General features: G+C 65.8%; 19 protein-coding genes and 1 tRNA gene. 4 read left to right on the top strand and 16 right to left on the bottom strand.

Going from position 1 to position 20,983, the window contains the following annotated elements; all coding sequences use genetic code 11:
* The first annotated feature begins 100 nt into the window (after positions 1-100).
* Positions 101-1,621, top strand: a complete 1,521-nt coding sequence (locus AC3CB8_RS04460; RefSeq protein ID WP_352594852.1) for a winged helix-turn-helix domain-containing tetratricopeptide repeat protein — start codon at positions 101-103, stop codon at positions 1,619-1,621.
* Between the two features lie 32 nt (positions 1,622-1,653).
* Here the strand turns inward: AC3CB8_RS04460 and AC3CB8_RS04455 are convergent, their stop codons facing one another.
* Genes AC3CB8_RS04455 through cysK form a run of 3 tightly spaced genes read right to left on the bottom strand, consistent with a single transcriptional unit; the run spans position 1,654 to position 4,649 of the window.
* On the bottom strand, positions 1,654-2,010 hold the full coding sequence (locus AC3CB8_RS04455) for a hypothetical protein (protein ID WP_023772047.1): 357 nt from the start codon (positions 2,008-2,010) through the stop codon (positions 1,654-1,656).
* Positions 2,011-2,060: 50 nt separating this feature from the next.
* Positions 2,061-3,548 (bottom strand): pyridoxal phosphate-dependent decarboxylase family protein, encoded by a 1,488-nt coding sequence (locus AC3CB8_RS04450; RefSeq protein ID WP_488377265.1) that lies wholly within the window; start codon positions 3,546-3,548, stop codon positions 2,061-2,063.
* Between the two features lie 12 nt (positions 3,549-3,560).
* Positions 3,561-4,649, bottom strand: coding sequence for a cysteine synthase A (gene cysK, locus AC3CB8_RS04445; protein WP_352563399.1), 1,089 nt, complete (start codon positions 4,647-4,649; stop codon positions 3,561-3,563).
* A 248-nt stretch (positions 4,650-4,897) separates the two neighbouring features.
* On the opposite strand from cysK, the gene AC3CB8_RS04440 reads away from it, so the two are divergent.
* Entirely contained in the window at positions 4,898-6,856 is a 1,959-nt protein-coding gene (locus AC3CB8_RS04440; RefSeq protein WP_352563491.1) for a BTAD domain-containing putative transcriptional regulator, read from the top strand.
* A gap of 96 nt (positions 6,857-6,952) precedes the next feature.
* A complete protein-coding gene (locus AC3CB8_RS04435) occupies positions 6,953-7,132 on the top strand; it encodes a hypothetical protein (RefSeq protein WP_032922059.1) in 180 nt (59 codons plus the stop codon).
* Between the two features lie 39 nt (positions 7,133-7,171).
* On the opposite strand, the gene AC3CB8_RS04430 is transcribed toward AC3CB8_RS04435, so the two are convergent.
* From AC3CB8_RS04430 to AC3CB8_RS04380, 11 genes are all read right to left on the bottom strand, one after another.
* Entirely contained in the window at positions 7,172-7,480 is a 309-nt protein-coding gene (locus AC3CB8_RS04430) for a UBP-type zinc finger domain-containing protein (protein WP_015314705.1), read from the bottom strand.
* Between the two features lie 69 nt (positions 7,481-7,549).
* Positions 7,550-9,229 carry an FAD-dependent oxidoreductase gene (locus AC3CB8_RS04425; protein ID WP_352594849.1) on the bottom strand — a complete coding sequence of 560 codons (1,680 nt, stop codon included), beginning with the start codon at positions 9,227-9,229 and terminating at the stop codon, positions 7,550-7,552.
* Positions 9,230-9,380: 151 nt separating this feature from the next.
* Positions 9,381-9,465: transfer RNA gene (locus AC3CB8_RS04420), tRNA-Leu, on the bottom strand.
* Between the two features lie 73 nt (positions 9,466-9,538).
* The gene (locus tag AC3CB8_RS04415; protein WP_023772042.1) at positions 9,539-10,159 is read right to left on the bottom strand and encodes a 2,3-bisphosphoglycerate-dependent phosphoglycerate mutase; all 621 of its coding nucleotides are present in this window, start codon (positions 10,157-10,159) and stop codon (positions 9,539-9,541) included.
* Positions 10,160-10,246: 87 nt separating this feature from the next.
* On the bottom strand, positions 10,247-11,086 hold the full coding sequence (dapB, locus tag AC3CB8_RS04410) for a 4-hydroxy-tetrahydrodipicolinate reductase (RefSeq protein ID WP_352563401.1): 840 nt from the start codon (positions 11,084-11,086) through the stop codon (positions 10,247-10,249).
* A complete protein-coding gene (locus AC3CB8_RS04405; RefSeq protein WP_023781978.1) occupies positions 11,083-12,942 on the bottom strand; it encodes an ABC transporter ATP-binding protein in 1,860 nt (619 codons plus the stop codon). Before AC3CB8_RS04405 ends, dapB begins: the two co-directional genes overlap by 4 nt.
* 78 nt (positions 12,943-13,020) lie before the next feature.
* Positions 13,021-14,061, bottom strand: a complete 1,041-nt coding sequence (locus tag AC3CB8_RS04400; RefSeq protein WP_352563402.1) for a glucokinase — start codon at positions 14,059-14,061, stop codon at positions 13,021-13,023.
* Positions 14,062-14,407: 346 nt separating this feature from the next.
* Entirely contained in the window at positions 14,408-15,514 is a 1,107-nt protein-coding gene (gene mepA, locus AC3CB8_RS04395) for a penicillin-insensitive murein endopeptidase (RefSeq protein ID WP_352563403.1), read from the bottom strand.
* A gap of 64 nt (positions 15,515-15,578) precedes the next feature.
* Positions 15,579-16,487: an SDR family oxidoreductase gene (locus tag AC3CB8_RS04390; RefSeq protein WP_352563405.1), complete on the bottom strand. Its 909-nt coding sequence runs from the start codon at positions 16,485-16,487 to the stop codon at positions 15,579-15,581.
* Positions 16,484-17,638, bottom strand: coding sequence for a tRNA epoxyqueuosine(34) reductase QueG (queG, locus tag AC3CB8_RS04385; RefSeq protein WP_352563406.1), 1,155 nt, complete (start codon positions 17,636-17,638; stop codon positions 16,484-16,486). Before queG ends, AC3CB8_RS04390 begins: the two co-directional genes overlap by 4 nt.
* A complete protein-coding gene (locus tag AC3CB8_RS04380) occupies positions 17,619-18,311 on the bottom strand; it encodes a glutathione S-transferase family protein (protein ID WP_015314714.1) in 693 nt (230 codons plus the stop codon). Before AC3CB8_RS04380 ends, queG begins: the two co-directional genes overlap by 20 nt.
* A 232-nt stretch (positions 18,312-18,543) precedes the next feature.
* Between AC3CB8_RS04380 and AC3CB8_RS04375 the strand changes: the two genes are divergently transcribed.
* The gene (locus AC3CB8_RS04375; protein ID WP_352563407.1) at positions 18,544-19,350 is read left to right on the top strand and encodes an undecaprenyl-diphosphate phosphatase; all 807 of its coding nucleotides are present in this window, start codon (positions 18,544-18,546) and stop codon (positions 19,348-19,350) included.
* A gap of 260 nt (positions 19,351-19,610) precedes the next feature.
* Here the strand turns inward: AC3CB8_RS04375 and AC3CB8_RS04370 are convergent, their stop codons facing one another.
* Both AC3CB8_RS04370 and rsmI read right to left on the bottom strand, forming a co-directional pair.
* Positions 19,611-19,988 (bottom strand): YraN family protein, encoded by a 378-nt coding sequence (locus tag AC3CB8_RS04370; RefSeq protein ID WP_352594847.1) that lies wholly within the window; start codon positions 19,986-19,988, stop codon positions 19,611-19,613.
* An 81-nt stretch (positions 19,989-20,069) separates the two neighbouring features.
* Positions 20,070-20,966 carry a 16S rRNA (cytidine(1402)-2'-O)-methyltransferase gene (gene rsmI, locus AC3CB8_RS04365; RefSeq protein ID WP_023772031.1) on the bottom strand — a complete coding sequence of 299 codons (897 nt, stop codon included), beginning with the start codon at positions 20,964-20,966 and terminating at the stop codon, positions 20,070-20,072.
* Positions 20,967-20,983: the final 17 nt, after the last annotated feature.

Raw genomic sequence — 20,983 nt, 5'->3', positions numbered from 1 at the left:
ATAACTCTTTGTTTTGACGCCACTCTCGGGGAGAGCTAGCCACGCGTTTCCCGGCAAAACCGCTTCGCACTTTTCCCGGAATTGCTCTATAGATGCGCCCATGCAGGGAGAGCGCTTCGCCTTTGGTCCGTTCGTGCTTGATCCGGGCGCGGGAACGCTGCTTAGGAACGACGATCCCGTGGCCGTCGGCTATCGGGGGCTGAAGTTGCTTGCGGCGCTCGTCGCAAAACCCGGCGAAATCCTGGGAAAAGCCGAACTGATGGACGCGGCGTGGCCCGGCACGGCCGTCGAGGAAGGCAACCTCACCGTCCAGATCGCGCAGTTGCGCAAGCTGCTCGGCCCGCCAGGCATTGTGGGTGAAGGAGGCGGGGAATGGATCACGACCGTTCCGCGCGTCGGCTATCGCTTCACGGGGGCCGTCGAACAGCTCGCCGGCGCCAAGCCAAAACCCTTGCCGCTGCCGGACAAGCCTTCCATAGCGGTGCTGCCCTTCGTCAATTTTAGCAACGATGCCGGGCAGGACTCTTTCTGCGACGGCTTGACCGAAGACCTGATCACCGACCTGTCGAGGATCTCCGGCCTGTTTGTCATCGCGCGCAATTCGACTTTCGCCTACAAGGGAAAGGCAATGGACGTGCGCGAGATCGCCAGGGAACTCGGCGTTCGTTATCTGCTGGAGGGCAGCGCGCGGCGCGCTGCGGGGCGGGTACGCATCAACGCGCAGCTGGTCGACGCGGCGAGCGGCGACCATCTATGGGCGGAACGTTTCGACCGCGGCCTGGACGATATCTTTGCCGTCCAGGACGAGGTGACCGCCAAGATCGTGGAGGCATTGCTTGGCCGGCTGCGCGCGCCGCCGCCACGCAACCGGCCCACCAATCTCGACGCCTACGACTTGTGCGTGCGGGCGCGCAAGCTGATCGATGATTCGCCGCAGACCGCACGGGAAGCGCATCTGATGTTGACGCGCGCGGTTGCGCTCGATCCCCACTACGCCGAGGCCTATCGCTGGCTTGCCATGAACCACTGGATGGGATGGGTGCATTGGGGCGAGCCGATTGACCCTAACCGCCGCATTGCCCTGGAGCTGGCGCGCAAGGCGGTCGCGATCGATCCCAACGATGCAGGATGCCACTGGGTGCTCGGCAATTTGCTTGCCTATGAGCATAAGTTCGCGGAGTCGGATGCCGAATTCGCCAGGGCGTTCGAACTCGACCCGAACGAGGCCGATGCCTGGGCGACATTGTCCGATATAACGACCCTGGCCGGGCGGGTCGAGGAGGCCCTGGAGCAAATCCGCAAGGCGTTCCGGCTGAACCCGTTTCCACCGAGCTGGTACTATCTGACGCTCGGCCAGGCGCAATACGCGGCGCGCGACTACGCAGCCGCCGTCGAGACGCTGCGCCGGGACGAGACTTACCGCACGAGCTCACGCCGCTTCCTTGCGGCAAGCCTTGCGCAACTTGGTCGGCTCGAGGAGGCGCGCACGGAGGTAGAACTGTTCCTCGTCGGCAACCCGCATTTCACGACCCGGCATTGGGTCTGGACGGAGCCCTTCCGCGACGACGCGACGCGCGAGCACTTCGTCGATGGCTTTCGCAAGGCCGGCCTTCCGGACTGACGCACCGGGTTGGCTCCTGCACCGAAGCGCCGCTACGGCACAAGGTCGATGGTTTCGGTCGTGTGCTCCACGCAGATGAAGCAGCAGGTATCGCAAGGCTGGTCGTTGTCTGGCCCGACGCCGGCGGAAATCTTGTCATTGCCATCGACCCAGGCGCCATAGCAGATGCGTTCGCCCTGGTTGCAGGAGATCGGCACTGATTTCCGCGAGCCGGGATCGACGAGGAACACCTTGTCGTTGCCCGGCCAGACGGTTTCGCGATCGCGGCTGAACAGCTCGACCGCGACCCCCTCCTTGCGCAGGTTCTTGACGAAAAAGGCCATGTCGGCGGCCTCGGCCGAGTTGGCCAGGACCAGTGCCGCCAGCGCAAGCATGCGAAACAGCGTCACCGCCGACCTCCCTCGAATCATCGCGGGCAGGTTCGCACGGCGGCCGGGAACTAGGAAGACACGTGGCCCTGTGCCGTGATCTCATGCCCGAGCCTCACCAGTTCACGCACCAGCAGATCGAGATCGTCGCGTCGGGTGCGATGGTTGGTGATCGCCACACGCAGCCAATGCCCGCCATGCACGGTGGTGTCGGAGAGCGCCGCGATGCCTTGCTCCTGCAACCGCAGCATGATCTCGGTGTTGAGCGCCTTCAGCGCTTCGCCCGCCAAACCGGGCTGGTAGCGGAAGCACACGATGTTGATGGTCGGAGCTGCCGCCAGTTCCAGCGAAGGCTCGGCCTCGATCAGCCCGGCCAGATAGGAGACCTGCGCGATGTTCTGGTCGATCAGGCGGCCGAACTTTTCGACACCATGTTCCTTCAGCGCCATCCACACTTTCAAGGCGCGAAAGCCGCGCGACGTCTGCAGACCATAATCGTGTAGCCATTCGCCGGAAGCGAGGCCGCGCGGCGTCGATTCCAGATATTCCGACGTCACCGCGAATGTCCGGCGGTGCGCGGCGGCGTCCCTGACCAGGGCACAGCCCACCTCGAAGGGCGAATGCAGCCATTTGTGGGGATCGAGCGCGACCGAATTGGCCCATTCGATGCCGGTGACGCGGTGGGCATTTTGCGGGGCGATGGCGATCAGCGCGCCGATGCAGCCATCGACATGGAACCAAAGGCCTTCCTCGTGAGCGAGTTTGGCAAGCGCCCGCAGGTCGTCGATCGCCCCAGTGTTGACCGTGCCGGCATTGCCGATGACGCAGGCCGGCTTGAACCCGGCTGCCCGGTCCTCGACGATCGCCGTGCGCAAGGCCGATATGTCGATCCGTAGTCCGGCATCCGTCGGGATGCGGCGCAGCGCCCGATTGCCGAGGCCCAGCGCTTCCATCGCCTTGCGGTGGCAGGAATGGATCTGGTCCGAGCCATAAAAGCGCAGCGGCTTCTCGATCGCGGCGACGCCGTGCTCGCGCACGTCGATGCCGGCCTTGACGTTGCGCGCCACCGTCAGCCCGATGATGTTGGCCATCGAGCCGCCGCTGACCAGCGTGCCGGAGGCCGAGGCCGGAAAGCCCAGCATCTGCTTGCACCAGTTCACCACCTGGCCGTCCATCAGCCCGGCGGCATGGTTGCCGCCGCCCAGGTTGGAGCCCTGGATCGCCGCGAGGAAATCGCCGAGCGCGCCGGTGAAGTTGCTGGACCCCATGTACCACGACCAGAAGCGCGGATGGATGTTGCCCATGGGATAGGACATAACGGTGCGGGAGACCTCTCCGTACACGACGGCAAGCGGTGCCGGCGAGCGCGGCAGGGGTGCGGTGAAAAGATCCCGCACCTCGCCGGGCATTTCCCGCCAAACCGGGCGCTCGCGCACCTCACGCAGGTAGTCCACCGCATCGTCGATGATTTGATGCGAGAAGGCCTGCAAACCGGCCCAGTCGGCGGGGTCAAGCGTTTCCTCGGCCGACACGCCAAGGCTTTCCTGCGCGATGTCCATGACAGCCTCCCGTCAAGCCGCCGGAAACTGGCAGCCGGGCGTCGAGCGCGACAGGGCCATTTCGTCGGCGTCCATCTCGGCCTCGATGCCGTCAAACAGCGGTGTCGACATGTAGCGCTCGCCTGTGTCAGGCAGCATGCATAGGATCACCGATCCGGGTGGCGCCTTCTCCGCGACCTGACGCGCCACGGCGAAGGTGGCGCCGCCGGAAATGCCGGTGAAGATTCCTTCCTTCTGGGCCAGCGCCCGAGCCCATTTGATGCCTTCTGGCCCGGCGATCGGCATCACCTCGTCATAGAGGCTGGCGTCGATCGCCTCCTGCAGCACGTTGGGGACGAAGTCCGGCGTCCAGCCCTGGATCGGATGCGGCTCGAAGGCCGGATGGCTGGCGGCGGGGGCGCCGCCGGCCCCGCGCTCCTGCGCCTTGCCGCTGCCGATCAGTTGCGCATTGGCCGGCTCGGAGAGCACGATGCGGACATCGGGCCGTTCCCGGCGCAAGACGCGCGCCACGCCGACGACGGTGCCGCCAGTGCCATAGCCGGTGACGAAGCAGTCGAGCCGGGAGCTTGCGAAATCGTTTAGGATTTCGCGCGCGGTCGTTGCTTCATGGATGGCGGCATTGGCGGCGGTCTCGAACTGGCGGGCAAGGAACCAGCCATTGGCCTCGGCCAGTTCGATCGCTTTCTTGTACATGCCAAAACCTTTTTCGGCGCGTGGCGTCAGCACCACCTTGGCGCCCAGCATGCGCATGAGTTTGCGGCGCTCGACCGAAAAGCTGTCGGCCATGGTGACGACGAGCGGATAGCCTTTCTGCGCACAGACCATGGCGAGGCCAATGCCGGTGTTGCCGCTGGTTGCCTCGACCACGGTCTGGCCCGGCTTCAGCGCGCCGCTGCGCTCGCCCTCTTCGATGATGTTGAGCGCCAGCCGATCCTTCACCGAGGCGCCAGGGTTGAAGAACTCGGCCTTGACGAAGATGGTCGCATGCGCCGGCGCGAGATTGTTGATGCGCACCACCGGCGTGTCGCCGACGGTGTCCAGAATGCTATCGAACAGGCGGCCGCGCCCTGCGGTGCTCCTGATGCTTTGTGTGTTCAACATCGTTGATCTCCTCGATCGTGTTGATCTTCACGGGCCGGTTACAAACCGGCGGCCTAGGCGGCGAGGTTTCGAGACCTTGCCGCGCTAACACTGACGTTCCAGCGATGCGGCAAGGACCGCTGCCGGCACGAGATTCGCCGCCGGATGCGCCGTGTCATGTTTGGTGCTAGAGCAAGGGCCGGCAGGCCAGCGTGGGAGCAGGCGTGGAAACGGACGTGGAATCCGCAGCGTCGAGGCAGGACAGCGGCATGCCGTGCCTGTCGGTGCGGCTGCTCGGGCCGCTGGCGATCACCCGTAACGGCGTGCCAACGGCGTTGCCGGCCTCGCGCAAGCTGCGAGCGCTGCTTGCCTACCTCGTGCTGGCGCCACATCCGGTGGGGCGCAGCCGCCTGTGCGAACTTCTGTGGGACGTGCCCAACGATCCGCGAGGCGAACTGCGCTGGTGCCTGAGCAAGTTGCGCCGCGCTCTCGACACGCCGGACCGGCGCCGTGTCCGCACGCAGGACGATACGGTCGCGCTCGATCTCGGCGCCTGCCTTGTCGATGCGTTGGAGGTCAGCCGCGCCGGCTTCGAAGGCATCGCAACGCTTGGTGTCGAGCGCCTGCAGGCGCTGGCGAAATTGTTCGCCGGCGAGTTCCTTGACGGCCTGGAGCTATCGCGAAGCCCGCTTTTCAACAGCTGGCTGACGGCACAACGCCGTCGCTTCGGTGCCTGGCACGTGGCCGTGCTGGAAAGGCTCGTCGAAACCTTGCCGGCGGATTGCGACGAAGCCGTCGCTCATCTCGACAGATGGCTGGAACTGTCGCCGTTCGAGGAGCGCGCGCACCGGGCGCTGCTGGCCAGTCTGGCGCGGCGTGGCGCCGTCGGCGCGGCCGAGCAACATCTGGCGGCGGCCGAGCAGCTGTTCGGGTCGGAAGACCTGGATTTCGCGCCTCTGCGCGCGGCCTGGCATGCGATCCGCGAGCGGCGGCCGGCCGCCTTGTCCATGGTATCGCAGCCGGTGGCCGGGCCGACCGTCGCCGAGACCACCAAGCCGAGCCACGCTTCGCTGGCGGTGATGCCGTTTGCCGGAGAGACGCGCGGCGGACCGGCCGACGGTTTCACGCACGATATCATCACCCGTCTCGCCAAGCTGCGGGATTTCTTCGTCATCGCGCGCGGATCGGTGTTTGCGCTGGCCGAGGAAGCCATCGCGCCCGAGGAGGCGGGCCGCCGGCTGAATGTCGACTATGTGGCCACCGGCGCGGTGCGCAACCCGACCGGCCGCCTGATCGTCAGCGTCGAACTGGTCGAGGTGCGTACTGCCAGGATCGTCTGGGCCGAGACTTTCGAGCGCCGTCCGGACGACATCTTCGCCGTGCTCGACGACATTGGGGACAGCATCGTGTCGTCGATCTCGGCCGAGATCGAAACCGTCGAGCGCAACCGCGCCCTGCTCAAGGCGCCCAACTCGCTCAACGCCTGGGAGGCCTATCATCGCGGCCTCTGGCACATGTACCGTTTCACACAGGCCGAGAACGAAACGGCGCGGCACTTCTTCGCCAGGGCTCTGCAACTCGATCCGACCTTTGCCCGCGCCTATGCCGGCCTGTCCTTTACTCATTGGCAGAACGCCTTCCAGCGCTGGGGCGACCGCGACCGGGAAAGCGCGCTCGCCTTCGAGAGCGCCGGCCAGAGCCTGCTGGTCGATGATCACAATCCGGCCGCGCACTGGGCCATGGGCCGCGCGCTGTGGCTGCGCGGCGAACAGGACGGCTCACTCAGCGAACTGGAACAGGCGGTCAAACTCAGCCCCAATTTCGCGCTCGGCCATTACGCGCTGTCCTTCGTCCATTCGCAGTCGGGCGACCCGCAGGCGGCGATCGGCTCTTCCGATCATTCGCGCCATCTCAGCCCTTTCGATCCGCTGCTGTTCGGCATGCTGGGGGCGCGGGCCATGGCGCATGTCCGGCTTGGCCAGTTCGAGGAGGCGGCTGGATGGGCGCTGAAGGCAGCGGCCCGGCCCAACGCGCACGCCATCATCCTGGCGATCGCGGCACATTGCCTGGCGCTGGCGGGGCGCCTCGACGAGGCGCGCGCCTTTGCCGCCGGCATTCGCAAGACGTTGCCGGACTACCGCGCCGACGATTTCATCGCCACGTTCCGCTTCGAGCCGGATGCCGAGGCGTTGTTTCGGCAAGGCGCCAGGCGGATCGGGCTCGGCTGAACCCGTCCTTGAATAGCTGCGTTAACGAAGTCGGAAGGACTTGCTTAACCGTTCGGGCCTATGTGACCTCGCGGGGGGATCCATGGCAAAGTGAGTATGATGAGCGACAGCCCCGACAAGCGCAGCGAATGGCGCGCCATCCTTCATGTACAGGCCCGCATCGCCGTGCTGTTCGTTCCGGTCGTGGCCAGCCTGCTGCTTATTGCAGCCCTTGCCGGCAACGATCGCAAATCCGTTCCGGATGTCGACCGGACCGTCACGGGCTCGGTGCGATAAAGCAGGCCGAACCGGCTTTTCCCCGGCTCTGGGAAACAGTCAATAGAAGCGCGGGATCGGGCCGTTCTGCGGGGTCGTGCGGTCGCCGAGGTCGAGAAAGACCTCGTCGACATAGCACCAGCCCCAGCCTTCCGGCGGGTCGTAGCCCTCTATGACGGGATGGCTGGTGGCATGAAAATGCTTGGTGGCGTGGCGGTTTGGGGAGTCGTCGCAGCAGCCGACGTGACCGCAGGTGCGGCAGAGCCGCAGATGCACCCACCACGAACCGCTCTTCAGGCACTCCTCGCAGCCGAGCGCGCTCGGCGTCACGTCCTTGATCCCAGCGGCGTGTTTGCATTCATCCGCCATCACACTCTCCCGACCTATCTCTCATTTGAAGCATGATCTTTTCCGAAAACCGGTTCCTACTTTGCGGGATCATACGTGAGGCGCGTCGGCCTGGCTGCCGTCCCGCGCAAGAAATGCATGCAACGCCGCCACCACCTGGGCGCCCTCGCCGACAGCCGCCGCGACGCGTTTGACCGAGCCGGAGCGCACGTCGCCGATGGCGAACACGCCGCTGCGGCTGGTCTCCATCACGCCATGCGCCGATGCTATGTCCGATCCGGTGCGGATGAAACCCCTGGCATCCAGCGCCACGTCGGATTGGGCGAGCCAGTCGGTGTTCGGGTCAGCGCCGATGAACAGGAAGAGATGGCGGATCGGCCGCGTCGTCGAGGCGCCGCTCGAGCGGTCGCGCCAGCGTACCGTGGCAAGATTGGCGTCCTCGCCGTCCAGCGCCTCGATTTCGGCGCCGGTCAGCACCTCGATGTTCGGCTGCGCCCTGATGCGCTCGACGAGGTAACGCGACATCGAGGCCTCGAGGCTGCCGCCACGGGCCAGCAGCACCACTTTCCTGACCTGGCTGGCCAGATAGACGGCCGCCTGGCCGGCCGAATTGCCGGCGCCGACCAGCGCCACTTCCTGGCCGCCGCAAAGCCGTGCTTCGATGGGCGAGGCCCAATAATGCACGCAGGTGCCCTCGAACTCGGCGAGATTGGCGACATCGAGGCGGCGATAGCGCGCGCCGCTGGCAATCACCACCGAGCGGGTGCGCACCGTCTCGCCGTCGCCGACCGCAAGCTGGTAATGCGCACCGTCGGTGGCGGCACCGAGCAGCTTCACCTCGTCGGGGATGACCATCTCGACGCCGAATTTCTGCGCCTGGTTGTAGGCGCGCGCCATCAACGCCATGCCGGTAATGCCCGTGGGGAAGCCGAGATAATTCTCGATGCGCGCCGAAGCGCCGGCCTGGCCGCCGAAGGCACGGCAGTCGAGCACGATGGTCGACAGCCCTTCCGAGGCCGCGTAGACCGCCGCCGCCAGACCGGCCGGCCCGGCGCCAACGATAGCGACGTCATAGACCTTGCTGGCGTCGACCGGCCTTAGCAGGCCGATGCAGCGGGCGAGGTCTTTCTCCGCCGGATTGAGCAGCAGCCTGCCGTTCGGGCACAGCACGACCGGCAGATGGTGGGGATCGACATGGAAGTGCTCGAACAGGGTTTTCGCGCAAGGATCGGTTTTGGAATCGAGCACGCGGTGGGGCTGGCCGCTGCGGGCGAGAAAGCCTTGCAGGCGAAGGACGTCGCCATTATCGGCAGGTCCGACGATGATGGGACCAATCGTGCCGCTCTCGAGCAGCCCGACGCGGCGCAGGATCAGCGCCCGCATGATGCGCTCGCCGAGATTGGCCTCCTGAACCATCAGGTCGCGCAGCCGCCGCGACGAGATGACGAACGCCTCGACCGGCTCGGCCGCCTGCGCATTGACCAGCGAGGGACGGGCCGAAAGCTGCGCCAGCTCGCCGGCGAAGTTGCCGGGCCCATGCGTGACGATCGTCTCGCGCCGGCCAAATTTGCCGTCCTGGGTGATATCTAGCTTGCCCGCCAGGACGACGATCAGCCCCGGGGACACATCGCCGGCCTCGAAAATGTGCTCGCCGGCGGCATAGGTGCTGGCCTCACCGAACCGGCGCATGCGCTCGATGTCCGCCTCGGCGAGGACGGGAAAGGCCTGGTCGCGGCGGGCGCCGAAGATCGCGGTGCTGGATTGAGACATGGTTGCGAGCGTAGCGAAGGGGGCGCGCGGTTTGAAGCGGTTTGTTCGGGGACTGGCCAGGAGGGCAGGTCATCGCGCAAGAAAAAAGCCCGGACGAACCGGGCTTTTTCTCAGGGTTTCTGAACCGGTCGAATGGTTCGAAACTGGAATTTGGTGCCCAGAAGAGGACTCGAACCTCCACTCCTTGCGGAACACGGACCTGAACCGTGCGCGTCTACCAATTCCGCCATCTGGGCTGGTGCGGGCTCAATAAGCGGGCAAGCGATTGCTGTCAACGCGCTTTTTTAAACCCGCTGCTCGCTTGCCGGCTTAGCCTTCCAGCACTTCCTTCGAAGCCACGGTCGAATCGGCATTGAGCTGGTAGATCACCGGCACGCCGGTGCCGAGTTCCAGCTTGACGATCTCCTCGCCCGACTTGCCGTCCAGCGCCATGATCAGCGCGCGCAGCGAATTGCCGTGCGCGGCGACCAGCACCGTGCCGCCGCGCAGCACATGCGGTTGCAGATCGTGCAGGTAATAGGGCCAGACGCGGGCGCCGGTGTCCTTCAGGCTTTCGCCGGCGGGCGGCGGCACATCATAGGAGCGGCGCCAGACATGCACCTGCTCCTCGCCCCATTTCTGGCGCGCGTCGTCCTTGTTGAGGCCGGAGAGGTCGCCATAGTCGCGCTCGTTCAGCGCCTGGTCGCGAATGGTCCGCAAGTCGCTCTGGCCGACGGCGTCGAGTATGTGCTGGCAGGTTTTTTGCGCCCGGATCAGCGCCGAGGTGAAGGCGATGTCGAACTTCAGGCCGCGCGCCTTGAGTTTTTGGCCGGCGGCCTTGGCCTCGGCATGGCCCTGCTCCGTCAGGTCGACGTCGCGCCAGCCGGTGAACAGGTTCTTCAGGTTCCATTCGCTCTGGCCGTGGCGCACGAGCACGAGGGTTCTCGACATTTTTGCTCCTCTGGGGTCTGAGCATTCCAGGAAAAGTGTGTAACGGTTTTCCGTCCTGCGTAAGAACGAAGATGGTTCAGGGTCGTTTCAGGCAAGCCCAAGCACGTCCCGCATTGAATACAGTCCCGGCTTCTGGCCATGCGCCCAAAGTGCGGCCTTGACGGCACTGCGGGCAAAGATGGCGCGGTCCTCGGCGTGGTGCGACAGCGTGATGCGCTCGCCGGTGCCGGCCATGATCACGCTGTGGTCGCCGACCACCGAGCCGCCGCGCAGCGTGGCAAAACCGATCGAGCCGGTTTGTCGCACGCCCGTATGGCCGTCGCGTGAACGCACATCATTGCCGGCCAGCGCAATGCCGCGCCCGGCGGCGGCCGCTTCGCCGAGCAATAGCGCCGTGCCCGAAGGCGCGTCGACCTTGTGCCTGTGGTGCATTTCGAGGATCTCGATGTCGAAATCATCGGCATCGAGCGCGCGTGCCGCCTGTTCGACCAGCACCGCCAGCAGATTGACGCCGAGGCTCATATTGCCCGACTTGACGATCGTCGCGTGGCGGGCCGCGGCAGCGATTTTCGCGTTGTCGTCGGCCGAACAGCCTGTCGTGCCGATGACATGGACGATGCGCGCCTGCGCCGCGTAGCCGGCGAACTCGACCGTCGAGGCCGGAGTGGTGAAATCGAGCACGCCGTCGGCCCTCGCGAAGACCGGCAACGGATCGCTGCCGATCGCCACGTCGATGCGGCCGACGCCGGCGAGTTCGCCTGCATCCTTGCCCAGGTGAGGCGAATCCGGGCGCTCGACCGCGCCGATGACGCGGGCGCCCGGAATGGCGTGGATGGCGCGGATCAGCGTCTGGCCCATGCGGCCGGCGGCGCCGACCACCACAAGGCCCATATCGCTGGCCGGCTCGCCTGATGTTGTCTCGCTCATGCCGTGCTCCCGGCGATGTTCTGGGTCTCTAGTTCCTGAACCGACGTCTCGACCGGGGCGCTGTCGTCGACAAGCCCCAGGCCCTTGACGCCCTGTATCCGATGGAAACGGGCATAGACGCTGTGCGGATCGGCCATCAGCGAGGCGTGCGTGCCCTCTTCGACCAGATGGCCCTGTTCCAGCACGATGATGTGGTCGGCATTGACCACGGTGGACAGGCGGTGCGCGATGACGATGGTTGTGCGCCCTTCCATGACCTTGGTGAGCGCCTGCTGGACGCGCGCTTCCGCCTCGTTGTCGAGCGCCGATGTCGCCTCGTCGAGCAGCAGGATCGGTGCCTGGCGCACGATGGCGCGGGCGATCGACACGCGCTGGCGCTGGCCGCCGGAAAGCGTGGCGCCGTTCTCGCCCACCGGCGTGTCATAACCTTGCGGCTGCTGGCGGATGAACTCGTCGGCCGCGGCCAGTCGCGCGGCTTGCTCGATCTCGGCATCGGTGGCCGAGGGGCGGCCATAGCGGATGTTGTCGCGGATGGTGCCTTCGAACAGGTAGGGCGCCTGCGAAACATAGGCTATCGAGCCGCGCAGCGACTGTTTGGTGACCTTGGAAATGTCCTGGCCATCGATCTCGATCGCGCCGCTCTCGACGTCGTAGAAGCGCTGCAGCAGCGCTACCAGCGTGGTCTTGCCGGCACCGGATGCGCCGATGACGGCGGTCATCTTGCCGGCCGCGGCGACAAAGCTGAGGTCCTGAAGGACAGGCGCCTCCTCGACATAGCGGAAGGACACGTTGTTGAAGCGCACTTCGCCCGTGGTGAAGTTTGCCTTGGTGGCGCCAGGCGCGTCACCCTGCTTCGGCTCGAGGTCGAGCAGCTCGTAGATCATGCGTGCATTGACCAGCGCCCGTTCCATGCCGACCTGCATGCGTGCCAGGCGGCGCGCCGGATCATAGGCCAGGATCAGCGCGGTGATGAACGAGAAGACCGCGCCCGGCGGCTGCCCGAGAACCAGAGCCCGGTAACCGGAATAGGCGATGACGGAAGTGACGGCGAAGCCGGCCAGCATGTCGGAAATCGGCGACAGCCGTTCGGATACGCGGGCAATCTTGTTCGAGCGCTGTTCGGCGTCGCTGGCGAGCTTGCCGATGCGGCCGGACAGTTCGTCCTCCATGGTGAAGGCCTTGACGATGGCGATGCCTTGCGTGGCCTCCTGAACGGCGCCGATCAGGCGCGAATTGATCAGCACGGATTCGCGGGTTATGCGCCGCACGCGACGGGTGAGGTAGACGACGGCCCAGATTAGCGGCGGGCCGATCAGCAGCGAACTGAGCGACAGGACCGGATCCTGGTAGACCATGACGCCGAGCAGGCCGATCAGCGTCACCGCGTCGCGGGTGATCGAGGTCAGCGTCAACGACAGGAGGTCGCGAATGCCGCCGACGTTTTCGTTGACCTGCGCCGCCAGCCGGCCCGAACGCGTGTCGTTGAAGAAGCCGACGCCGAGCTTCATCAGGTGATCGAAGATGCGCTTCTGGTAGCGCGCCACCAGATTGTTGCCGATCTTGGCCAGCGCCACCGCCTGGCCATAGCCGGCAAAGCCGCGCAGCAGGAAGGCCGCCATGAAGCCGGCGCAGATCCACACGATCGCGTCGCCACGCCGTTCGTAGAAGATCTGGTTGACCATCGGGGCCATGATCCAGGCCGTGAAGGCGGTCGTGCCCGAAACGATCAGCGAGCAGGTGATGACCATCACATAGGTCCAGCGATAGTCACGGCTGTTCTCAGCGAGAATGCGGCGCAGCACCGCTGTGACCTCGCCGGGCCTGGCTTTCAGCTTGTTTGGAGTTTGAAGTGTCAAATCAGAGGGCTTTGTCGGTTTCCGCGTCCCGTGGCCGGGCAATTCGGCCCCCCTATTAACGCCAAGCAGCCGGCTTGCCTATGCCTTGGGGTGACTAACTTCGTCGCGCCAGCGCCGGCCCGATGTCTGGACACCGAACAGCGAGGGGTTCCTGGCATAGGCGGCAAGGCCGAGAAGGGCGGCCAGCGGATGGGTGATGACATAGACCGGCATGGTGCGCATCAGCGCGCTGTGCGGCGCCTTGTCCTCGAAGGCGGCGCGGAAATTGCCATGTTTCAGCGCCGGCACGATCTTTTGCGCGATGCCGCCGGTGAGGAACACGCCGCCCCGGCTCATGAACACCAGCGCCAGATCGCCGGCGGTGCGGCCGAGGCAGGTGACGAAGGTCTCGAGCGCTTCCTGCGCCACCGGATCGGTCTTGGCCAGCGCCGCAGCGGTGACTTCGGCCGGCGTGGTGAAGGGCGACGGCTTGCCATCCGCCTTGGCCACCGCCCGGTAGACGTTGACGAGACCGCGTCCGCACAGGATCTGTTCGCCCGAAATGCGGCCCTCGAGCTTCTCGATATGCGGGAAGACCTTGAAATCGCGCGGCGTCCGCGGCCCGATGTCCATATGGCCGCCTTCGCCGGGCACCGGGATCCAGTGATGCAGCGCGTGGACCAGCCCGGCGACGCCGAGCCCGGTTCCCGGACCCAGCACGACGCGGCCGGCATTGGGCTCCGGCGTGCCGCCGCCAATCTTTTCCATATGCTCTTCGCCCAGCGCCACGACGGCCAGCGCCTGGGCCTCGAAATCGTTGAGCACGACGATGTCGCTCAGCCCCAGATTGGCGAACATCTGCCTCGGCTTGACGACCCAGGGGCAGTTGGTGAGCTCGATCTCGTCGCCGTCGACGGGGCCGGCCACGGCCAGCACCGCCGAATTGGGCCGGACCGAGGAGCGGTCGAGCACCGCCGCCTGGATCGCCTCATCGATGGTGTTGTAATTGGCGGTCTGGACGATGATCGGCTCGCCGCCCTCGGAATTGGCGTCGAGCACGATCGAAAAGCGCGCATTGGTGCCGCCAATGTCACCGATCAGGATCGGAAACCGCAACGAGGTGTCGTCTTCGCCTGCCATGCTCTTCGTCCGCCTCTTTTCGGCAGCCTCTCACCGCCCGGTCGTTGACTAGCGCATGACCCCACAAAGGGAAAGCCGCTTCAGTGCCGGTTTTCAAGCGCAGGCGCCGCCCCTCACCTGCCTGCCGGCATCCTCTCCCCGGATAGAGACGGGGAGAGGGGCGCTCACGTCGATGATTTCGCCAATCGCCAACGTTAAAAGAAGGGCGTCATCGGTACGATCAGCTCCTTTCTCCCCCGTCACTATACGGGGAGAAATGTCCGGCAGGACAATGAGGGGCAACGCCGGCTTCGGCGATCGGCTCGTCTGCGGCAATCTTTGGCCGCAGGAAATGACCTGCTGGCAGTCAGTTCACCGGCGGCTGTGACCCGGGAACCGGCGGCCGTGGCCGGGGAACGGGCGCGCCCATTCTGGGCGTCGCCGCGAAAGCATTTGCCGCGCCTGGCAGATCGCCGCCGCCACTGGCCGTGGTGGCAGGCTGCGACGGCGTTTCCGGTTCGGGCCCTGCCACCGCGACCGGCACGGCGCCACTGTGATAGGTCGCCGCCTCGGCGGAGGCCGGTCCGGGTGCGTCGAGCACGGCGCGGCATTCCTTGGGTAGGTTCGCCATCGTCATCAGGTCGCGCGCCTTCGGCGCATCCGGGTTCTTGTTGGGGCGCCACGGCTCTTCCGTGAACCACCAGGCCAGCGGCTTGCCGCAACCGTCATCATCGGGCGTCGTTTCCTGCGCCTTGCAATTGGGCGAGCCCGGCTGGCAGCCTATGCGCATGTGGAAATGATAGTCGTGGCCCCAGAACGGTCGGATCTTGCGCAGCCAGGAGCGGTCGCCCTTGACCGTGTCGCAGAGCTTTTTCTTGATGCCTGGATTGACCAGGATGCGCTCGACCTCCGGATAGCTCGCCGCGCGCTTCAAAAGCCGCGTGTGCGCCGCCGTCCACAGCGCGTCCTTCACCAGATGCGTCTTGTCGTCGACCATCAAGGTGGCGCTCATGGTCTCGCGCTGCGCCCTGGTCATGGTGCGGTCGGGCATCGGCGTCAGCCAGATGTCGGCATCGAGCCCGATCTGGTGCGAGGCATGGCCTGATAGCATCGGGCCGCCGCGTGGCTGCGCGATGTCGCCGATCAACAGGCCCGGCCAACCGTCGGCGACGGCGTCGCGCGACAACTTTTCGATCAAGGCGATCATGGCCGGATGGCCCCAGCGGCGGTTGCGCGATGGCCGCATCACCTGCCAGGTCGGGCCGTCCATGGGGATGGCGACACCGCCGGCAAAACAGCCCTTGGAATAGAAGCCGAAGGATTGCGGGGCGGTGGCCGTCGGCAGCTTCTCGGCGCCGAACAGGTCTTTCGCCCGTTCCTCGGCTGCTGCCGGCTGCGCGGCGAGGCCTGCCAGAGCCAGCGCTGCCGCCAATAACGCATTTCTGGCGCCAAGCGGCCGCATCGATGATTTCATGAACCGCACCCCCGTGGCTGCAATCGCCGAATCATACCACGCCAAGCGCCACGCTTCGATCATCCTAGCCCTCCGCGCCCCTCATCGGGCTGCGCGGCGCACCGTCACGCCAGTCGCCGCTTGCCCACATATGGTCGAAAGCGGCGCGATAGTCCGGAAAGCGAAACCGATAGCCCGCCGCCTTGATCGCCGCATTGGCGACACGCTTGTTCTCGCCATAGAAGGACCGCGCCATGGGCGAAAGTTGGGCGGTGTCGAAGGGGATTTCGGGCGGCGGCTCAACGCTCATCAGATGTGCGGCGTAGGCGACGACATCCTGCGGCGGCGCCGGTTCATCGTCGGTGACGTTGAAAATGCCGCCTCTATTGCCGCTGATCAGATGCCACAGCGCGCCTGATATGTCGTCGCAATGGATGCGATTGAACAACTGGTCCGGCTTGACCAGCCGCCTGGCAGTACCGTTTTCCAGATTGACCAGCGCGTTGCGGCCCGGACCGTAGATGCCGGAGAGGCGCAGGATCGCCACCGGCCAATCGATTTCCCGGCCGAGCTTCTCCCAGGCCTGCTCGGCCTCGACCCGCGTGACCGAGCGCTTCGACACCGGCCGGCAGGCGGCCGTCTCGTCGACCCAGGCGCCGCCATGATCGCCATAGACGCCAACGGTCGAGAGATAGCCGATCCATTCCAGCTCCGGCATCCCTGCGATTGCCTGGCGGGTGGCATTCAACACCGGATCGCCGGCTTCTTCCGGACCGACCGAAACCACCAGATGCGTGGTTTTCTCCAGCGCATCGCCGATTTCGTTCGTCAACTTGCCGTCGAACAGCAGCGGGACGATGCCGGCCTGGCGCAGCGCTTCGAATTTTTCCTCGGAGCGTGTCGTGCCGGCGATCGTGGCGGCTCCCCTATTGGCACGGGCAAAGGCCTTGCCCGAATAACCGGCGCCGAAAATGAAGACCTGTTTTTCGCTCATGCATGTGCCCTGTTTGGCCGCGCCAGGCGCCATTCCTCGCGCACCGCCGCGTCGTCCTCGCTGTTCAAGCCGTTCGCGGCCCGTTCGGCATATTCGGTTTCCGGCACCAGCCGCGCCAGCGCCCATATTGCCGCGCCCCGCACCAGCGGCGAGGCATCGCCGAGCAGATCCCGGACGACGCCGGCAAGTGCGCCATCGCCGGAATTTCCGGCGGCGATCAGCACGTTGCGGACGAAACGGTCGCGGCCGATGCGTTTGATCGGCGAGCCGGAGAAGAAGGCGCGGAAGCCAGCGTCGTCGAGGGCCAAAAGATCGGCGAGCGGCGGCTCGCGCAGATCGTCGCGCGCGGCGAGCTTGGCCTCGGACGCGGCGCGGGCGAATTTGTTCCAAGGACAAGCGGCGAGGCAGTCGTCGCAGCCATAGATGCGGTTGCCGATCTTTTCCCGAAATTCATGCGGGATCGGCCCCTTGTTCTCGATAGTGAGGTAGGAGATGCAGCGCCGGGCATCGAGCCTGTAGGGCGCGGGGAACGCGTCGGTCGGGCAGGCGTCGAGGCAGGCACGGCAGGAGCCGCAATGGTCGATGTCGGGCTTGTCCGGTTCCAGTTCGGCCGTGGTGAAGATGGTGCCGAGGAACAGCCAGGAGCCGTGCTCACGGCTGACCAGATTGGTGTGCTTGCCTTGCCAGCCCAGGCCCGCTGCTTCAGCCAGCGGCTTTTCCATCACGGGCGCCGTGTCGACGAAGACCTTCACGTCGCCGCCGGCGCGCGCGACGATCTTGCCGGCGATCTGCTTCAGCCGGCCCTTCATGATCTCGTGATAGTCGCGGTTTTTCGCGTAGACCGAGATCGCGCCGCGATCGCGCTTGGCCAGCACGTCGCGCGGATCATGGCCCGGCCCGTAATTCATCGCCAGCACGACGATCGAGCGCACGGCGGGCCACAGCGTGGATGGCTCGGCGCGGCGCGCAATCGTCTCCGCGATCCAGTCCATTGAGCCGTGAAAGCCGTCGGCGATGAATTCGGCCAGGCGGGCCGGCGCCAGCGGGATGGCATCTGGGGCGGTGACGGCGACCGCGTCGAAGCCGGCGCGCCGCGCCTCCGCGTCGATCAGCGCGCGCAGTTTTGGCGCGTCAGAAGTCGAGATCCGCATAGTGCGATACCGGCGACAGGCCGCGCACGCGGTCGGTCAGGAGCGGCCGGAAGGAGGGCCGCGACTTCACCCGCGTGTACCATTCGCGCGCGGCGGGGTGTTCGCGCCAGTCGATCTCGCCGAGATAGTCGAGCACCGACAGCGTCGCGGCGGCCGCCAGATCGGCATAGGTGACCCTGCCGCCGGCCAGCCAGTGACGGGTGCCGGCCAGCCAGTTGGTGTATTTCATGTGCTGGCGGATATTGGCGCGCGCGGCGCGGATGGCGCCTGAATCGGGCGAACCGCCGCCCGCCGTTTCCGGCATCACCGGCTTCAGCACGCGTTCGCGCACCAGATGGCGCGTCACTTCGCTTTCGGCCTTGTTGAGATACCAGTCGATCAGCCGGCGGATTTCGGCGCGCTGCATCGGGTCCTCGGCGAACAGCCGCTTGTCGCGCTTGAGCACGCCCCGCGTCTCGTCGAGATATTCGGAAATCACCGTCGCGCCGATGATCGGCACGTCGCCTTCGGCCAGCAGGATCGGCAGTGTCCCGGCCGGATTCAGCGCCAGGAACTCCTTGCGCCGCGTCCACGGCTTTTCCTCGATCAGCGCCAACTCCTCGCCATACTCGCCAAAGGCGAGGCGGACGAAGCGGCAGGTGGCGAACATGGGATGGTGGAAAAGCGTCAGCATGGTTCCGCGATGATAAAGCGCACTGGGATGGTTCAGAATCCGGAATTCGCGCATCGCGCTCGTCCCAGGTGTGGCGAATTCCGGATTGCCACACTGGCGAATCGCAGGACGCACCGGTAAGTCTTGGCCGCCCGGCTAGCGGGCCGTCAGGGGTGTTGCGACCTATAGGGGGACTTCGGCGCCATGACAAGCAAGCCATTCTGTTAGCCGTCACGCCAATGCCGAGGTAGAAATGGAAAGCCAGACCATCGTCGAAGCCCTGCTGCTTGGCCTGCTCGAGGGGTTGACCGAATTCATCCCGGTGTCCTCGACCGGCCACATCCTGCTCGCTGGCCATTTCCTCGGGTTCCAGTCGACCGGCAAAGCCTTCGAGATCCTGATCCAGCTCGGCGCCATCCTGGCGATCCTCAGCGTCTATTTCCGGCGCCTGTGGCAGATGCTCCTCGACCTGCCGCATGACCGGCTGACGCGGCATTTCGTCATCGGCATCCTTATCGCCTTCCTGCCGGCGGCGATCATCGGCGCGCTGGCGCATGACTTCATCAAGACGGTGCTGTTCGAATCACCCCGACTGATCTGCATCATGCTGATCATCGGCGGCGGCGTGCTGCTGGTCGTCGACCGCATGAACCTCAAACCGGTCTATCGCGACGTCGAGCGCTTCCCGACTAGACTCTACCTGCAGATCGGCCTGTTCCAGTGCCTGTCGCTGATCCCCGGCACGTCGCGCTCGGGTTCGACCATCGTCGGCGCGCTGCTCCTGGGTGTCGACAAGCGGGCGGCGGCGGAATTTTCCTTCTTCCTCGCCATCCCGACCATGGTCGGCGCCTTTGCCTTCGACCTGTTCAAGAACCGCAACGTGCTGACCTCGGCCGACTTGCCGATCATCGCCATCGGCTTCGTTGCCGCGTTCGTCACGGCCTTGGTCGTGGTGCGATACCTGCTCGACTACGTCTCGCGCAACGGCTACTCGCTGTTCGGCTGGTGGCGCCTGGTGGTGGGGATCGCCGGGCTGGTGGCCCTGATGATCTGGGGGTGAGCGCAGCGACCGGTTCGATTGCAGTCACCTATCCCCGAACGTCAGCGCCGCCCCTCACCTGCCTGCTGGCATCCTCTCCCCGTATAGTGACGGGAAGAGGGGCGCTGTCACCGCCGGTTTCGCCAACCACCAACGCGTTCCAGGTTAGGCGCCAAGGGTGCGGCAGCCTCCTTCTCCCCGTCACTATACGGGGAGAAGTGCCTAGCAGGGCGATGAGGGCAGCGCTAACCTCGACGAATGGATTGCCTCCGGCAACGAGCCTAATTCCTTCCATAAAACGCATTCGGGACATGCACCGGCCAGCGCCAGGGCAGCACGGCGACCATGTCGAAGCGCATCGACAGCCTGCCATAGTCGGGCTGTCGCGACAGCCAGATATCGGCCGCACCCTCGATGCGGCGCTCCGATTCGTGGCCGATCGCCTCCATGGCCTCGATCAGCGTGTGGCGCGCCTTGACCTCGACGAACAGCACGAGGTCGCCACGCCGCGCGATCAGGTCGATCTCGCCGAAGCGGGTGCGGTGGCGGCGCGCGAGAATCCGGTAGCCCTTCAACATCAGCGCGGCCGCTGCCAGCCATTCGCCGCGATGGCCGCGCCGGTAGGCCTTTTGGCGGCTGGCGCTCGGGCGCTCAGCCACCGCTTCTCTCTCTTTGCTTGACCATGACCTTTTCTGAAAACCGGTTTCCGCTTTTTGCACTCGCTGACCTTCGGTTCGGGATCATGGTCTGTCCTTGAGCTCGAGCAGCCGCCGATACAGCGTCTGTTTCTGGCCGCCGGTCATTTTCGCCGCTTCCGCCGCCGCCTTGGAAGCGGGCATTTCAGCGGCGAGCGACAAAAGCAGGCGATCGATGTCTTCAGGTTCGTCGGTCTTGGCCTCGGCGGCGCCGACGCAGACGACGATCTCGCCCTTGGGGGTATCGGCCGCCGCGTAGTGGTCGGCGAGCGCCCGCAGCGTGCCGGTGCGCATCTCCTCGAACGTCTTGGTCAATTCCCGGCCGATGGCGGCTTTGCGCTCGCCGCCGAGCGCCTCGACCATGGCGCCGAGCGACTCGGCCAGCCGGCGCGGCGATTCGAAGAAGATCAGCGTTGCCGGCACGGCTTTCAGCGCCTCCAGCCGGGCCAGGCGTTGTCCCGATTTAACCGGCAGGAAGCCTGCGAACAGAAAGGCGTCCGACGGCAGGCCCGACGCCGTCAGCGCGGCAAGCGGCGCCGACGGGCCGGGGATCGGCACGACGCGGAGGCCGTGGTCGAGTGCCTCGCCGACCAGCCGGTAGCCGGGATCGGAGACCAGCGGCGTCCCGGCATCCGAGATCAGCGCCACGCTCTGGCCGGCTTCGAGCGCCGCGATCAATTTCGGCCCGGCCTCGCCGGCATTGTGCTCGTGATAGGCCGTGGTGCGGCGGCGAATGCCGTAGCGGTCGAGCAGCACGCGCGACACGCGCGTGTCCTCGCAGGCGACGATGTCGGCGGAGGCCAGCGTCTCCAGCGCGCGCAGCGTGATATCGGCGAGGTTGCCGATCGGCGTCGCCACAAGGTAGAGCGCCGGATCGAGCGGACGGGCCGCGATTTCGGTCTGTCCGACCACATAGCTTCGCTTGCCCGTCTCGCCAGTCACCGATGCCGTCTCCGTGC

Source organism: Mesorhizobium sp. P160927, assembly GCF_057766385.1.
The sequence above is the reverse complement of the archived record's forward strand: the minus strand, read 5'-3'. Positions and strand labels throughout refer to the sequence as shown.

Coding starts and splice junctions, on each gene's coding strand:
- AC3CB8_RS04460 (WP_352594852.1), top strand. CDS start 101: ATGCAGGGAGAGCGCTTCGCCTTTGGTCCGTTCGTGCTTGATCCGGGC.
- AC3CB8_RS04450 (WP_488377265.1), bottom strand. CDS start 3,548: ATGGACATCGCGCAGGAAAGCCTTGGCGTGTCGGCCGAGGAAACGCTT.
- cysK (WP_352563399.1), bottom strand. CDS start 4,649: ATGTTGAACACACAAAGCATCAGGAGCACCGCAGGGCGCGGCCGCCTG.
- AC3CB8_RS04440 (WP_352563491.1), top strand. CDS start 4,898: ATGCCGTGCCTGTCGGTGCGGCTGCTCGGGCCGCTGGCGATCACCCGT.
- AC3CB8_RS04435 (WP_032922059.1), top strand. CDS start 6,953: ATGATGAGCGACAGCCCCGACAAGCGCAGCGAATGGCGCGCCATCCTT.
- AC3CB8_RS04430 (WP_015314705.1), bottom strand. CDS start 7,480: ATGGCGGATGAATGCAAACACGCCGCTGGGATCAAGGACGTGACGCCG.
- AC3CB8_RS04425 (WP_352594849.1), bottom strand. CDS start 9,229: ATGTCTCAATCCAGCACCGCGATCTTCGGCGCCCGCCGCGACCAGGCC.
- AC3CB8_RS04415 (WP_023772042.1), bottom strand. CDS start 10,159: ATGTCGAGAACCCTCGTGCTCGTGCGCCACGGCCAGAGCGAATGGAAC.
- dapB (WP_352563401.1), bottom strand. CDS start 11,086: ATGAGCGAGACAACATCAGGCGAGCCGGCCAGCGATATGGGCCTTGTG.
- AC3CB8_RS04400 (WP_352563402.1), bottom strand. CDS start 14,061: ATGGCAGGCGAAGACGACACCTCGTTGCGGTTTCCGATCCTGATCGGT.
- mepA (WP_352563403.1), bottom strand. CDS start 15,514: ATGAAATCATCGATGCGGCCGCTTGGCGCCAGAAATGCGTTATTGGCG.
- AC3CB8_RS04390 (WP_352563405.1), bottom strand. CDS start 16,487: ATGAGCGAAAAACAGGTCTTCATTTTCGGCGCCGGTTATTCGGGCAAG.
- queG (WP_352563406.1), bottom strand. CDS start 17,638: ATGCGGATCTCGACTTCTGACGCGCCAAAACTGCGCGCGCTGATCGAC.
- AC3CB8_RS04380 (WP_015314714.1), bottom strand. CDS start 18,311: ATGCTGACGCTTTTCCACCATCCCATGTTCGCCACCTGCCGCTTCGTC.
- AC3CB8_RS04375 (WP_352563407.1), top strand. CDS start 18,544: ATGGAAAGCCAGACCATCGTCGAAGCCCTGCTGCTTGGCCTGCTCGAG.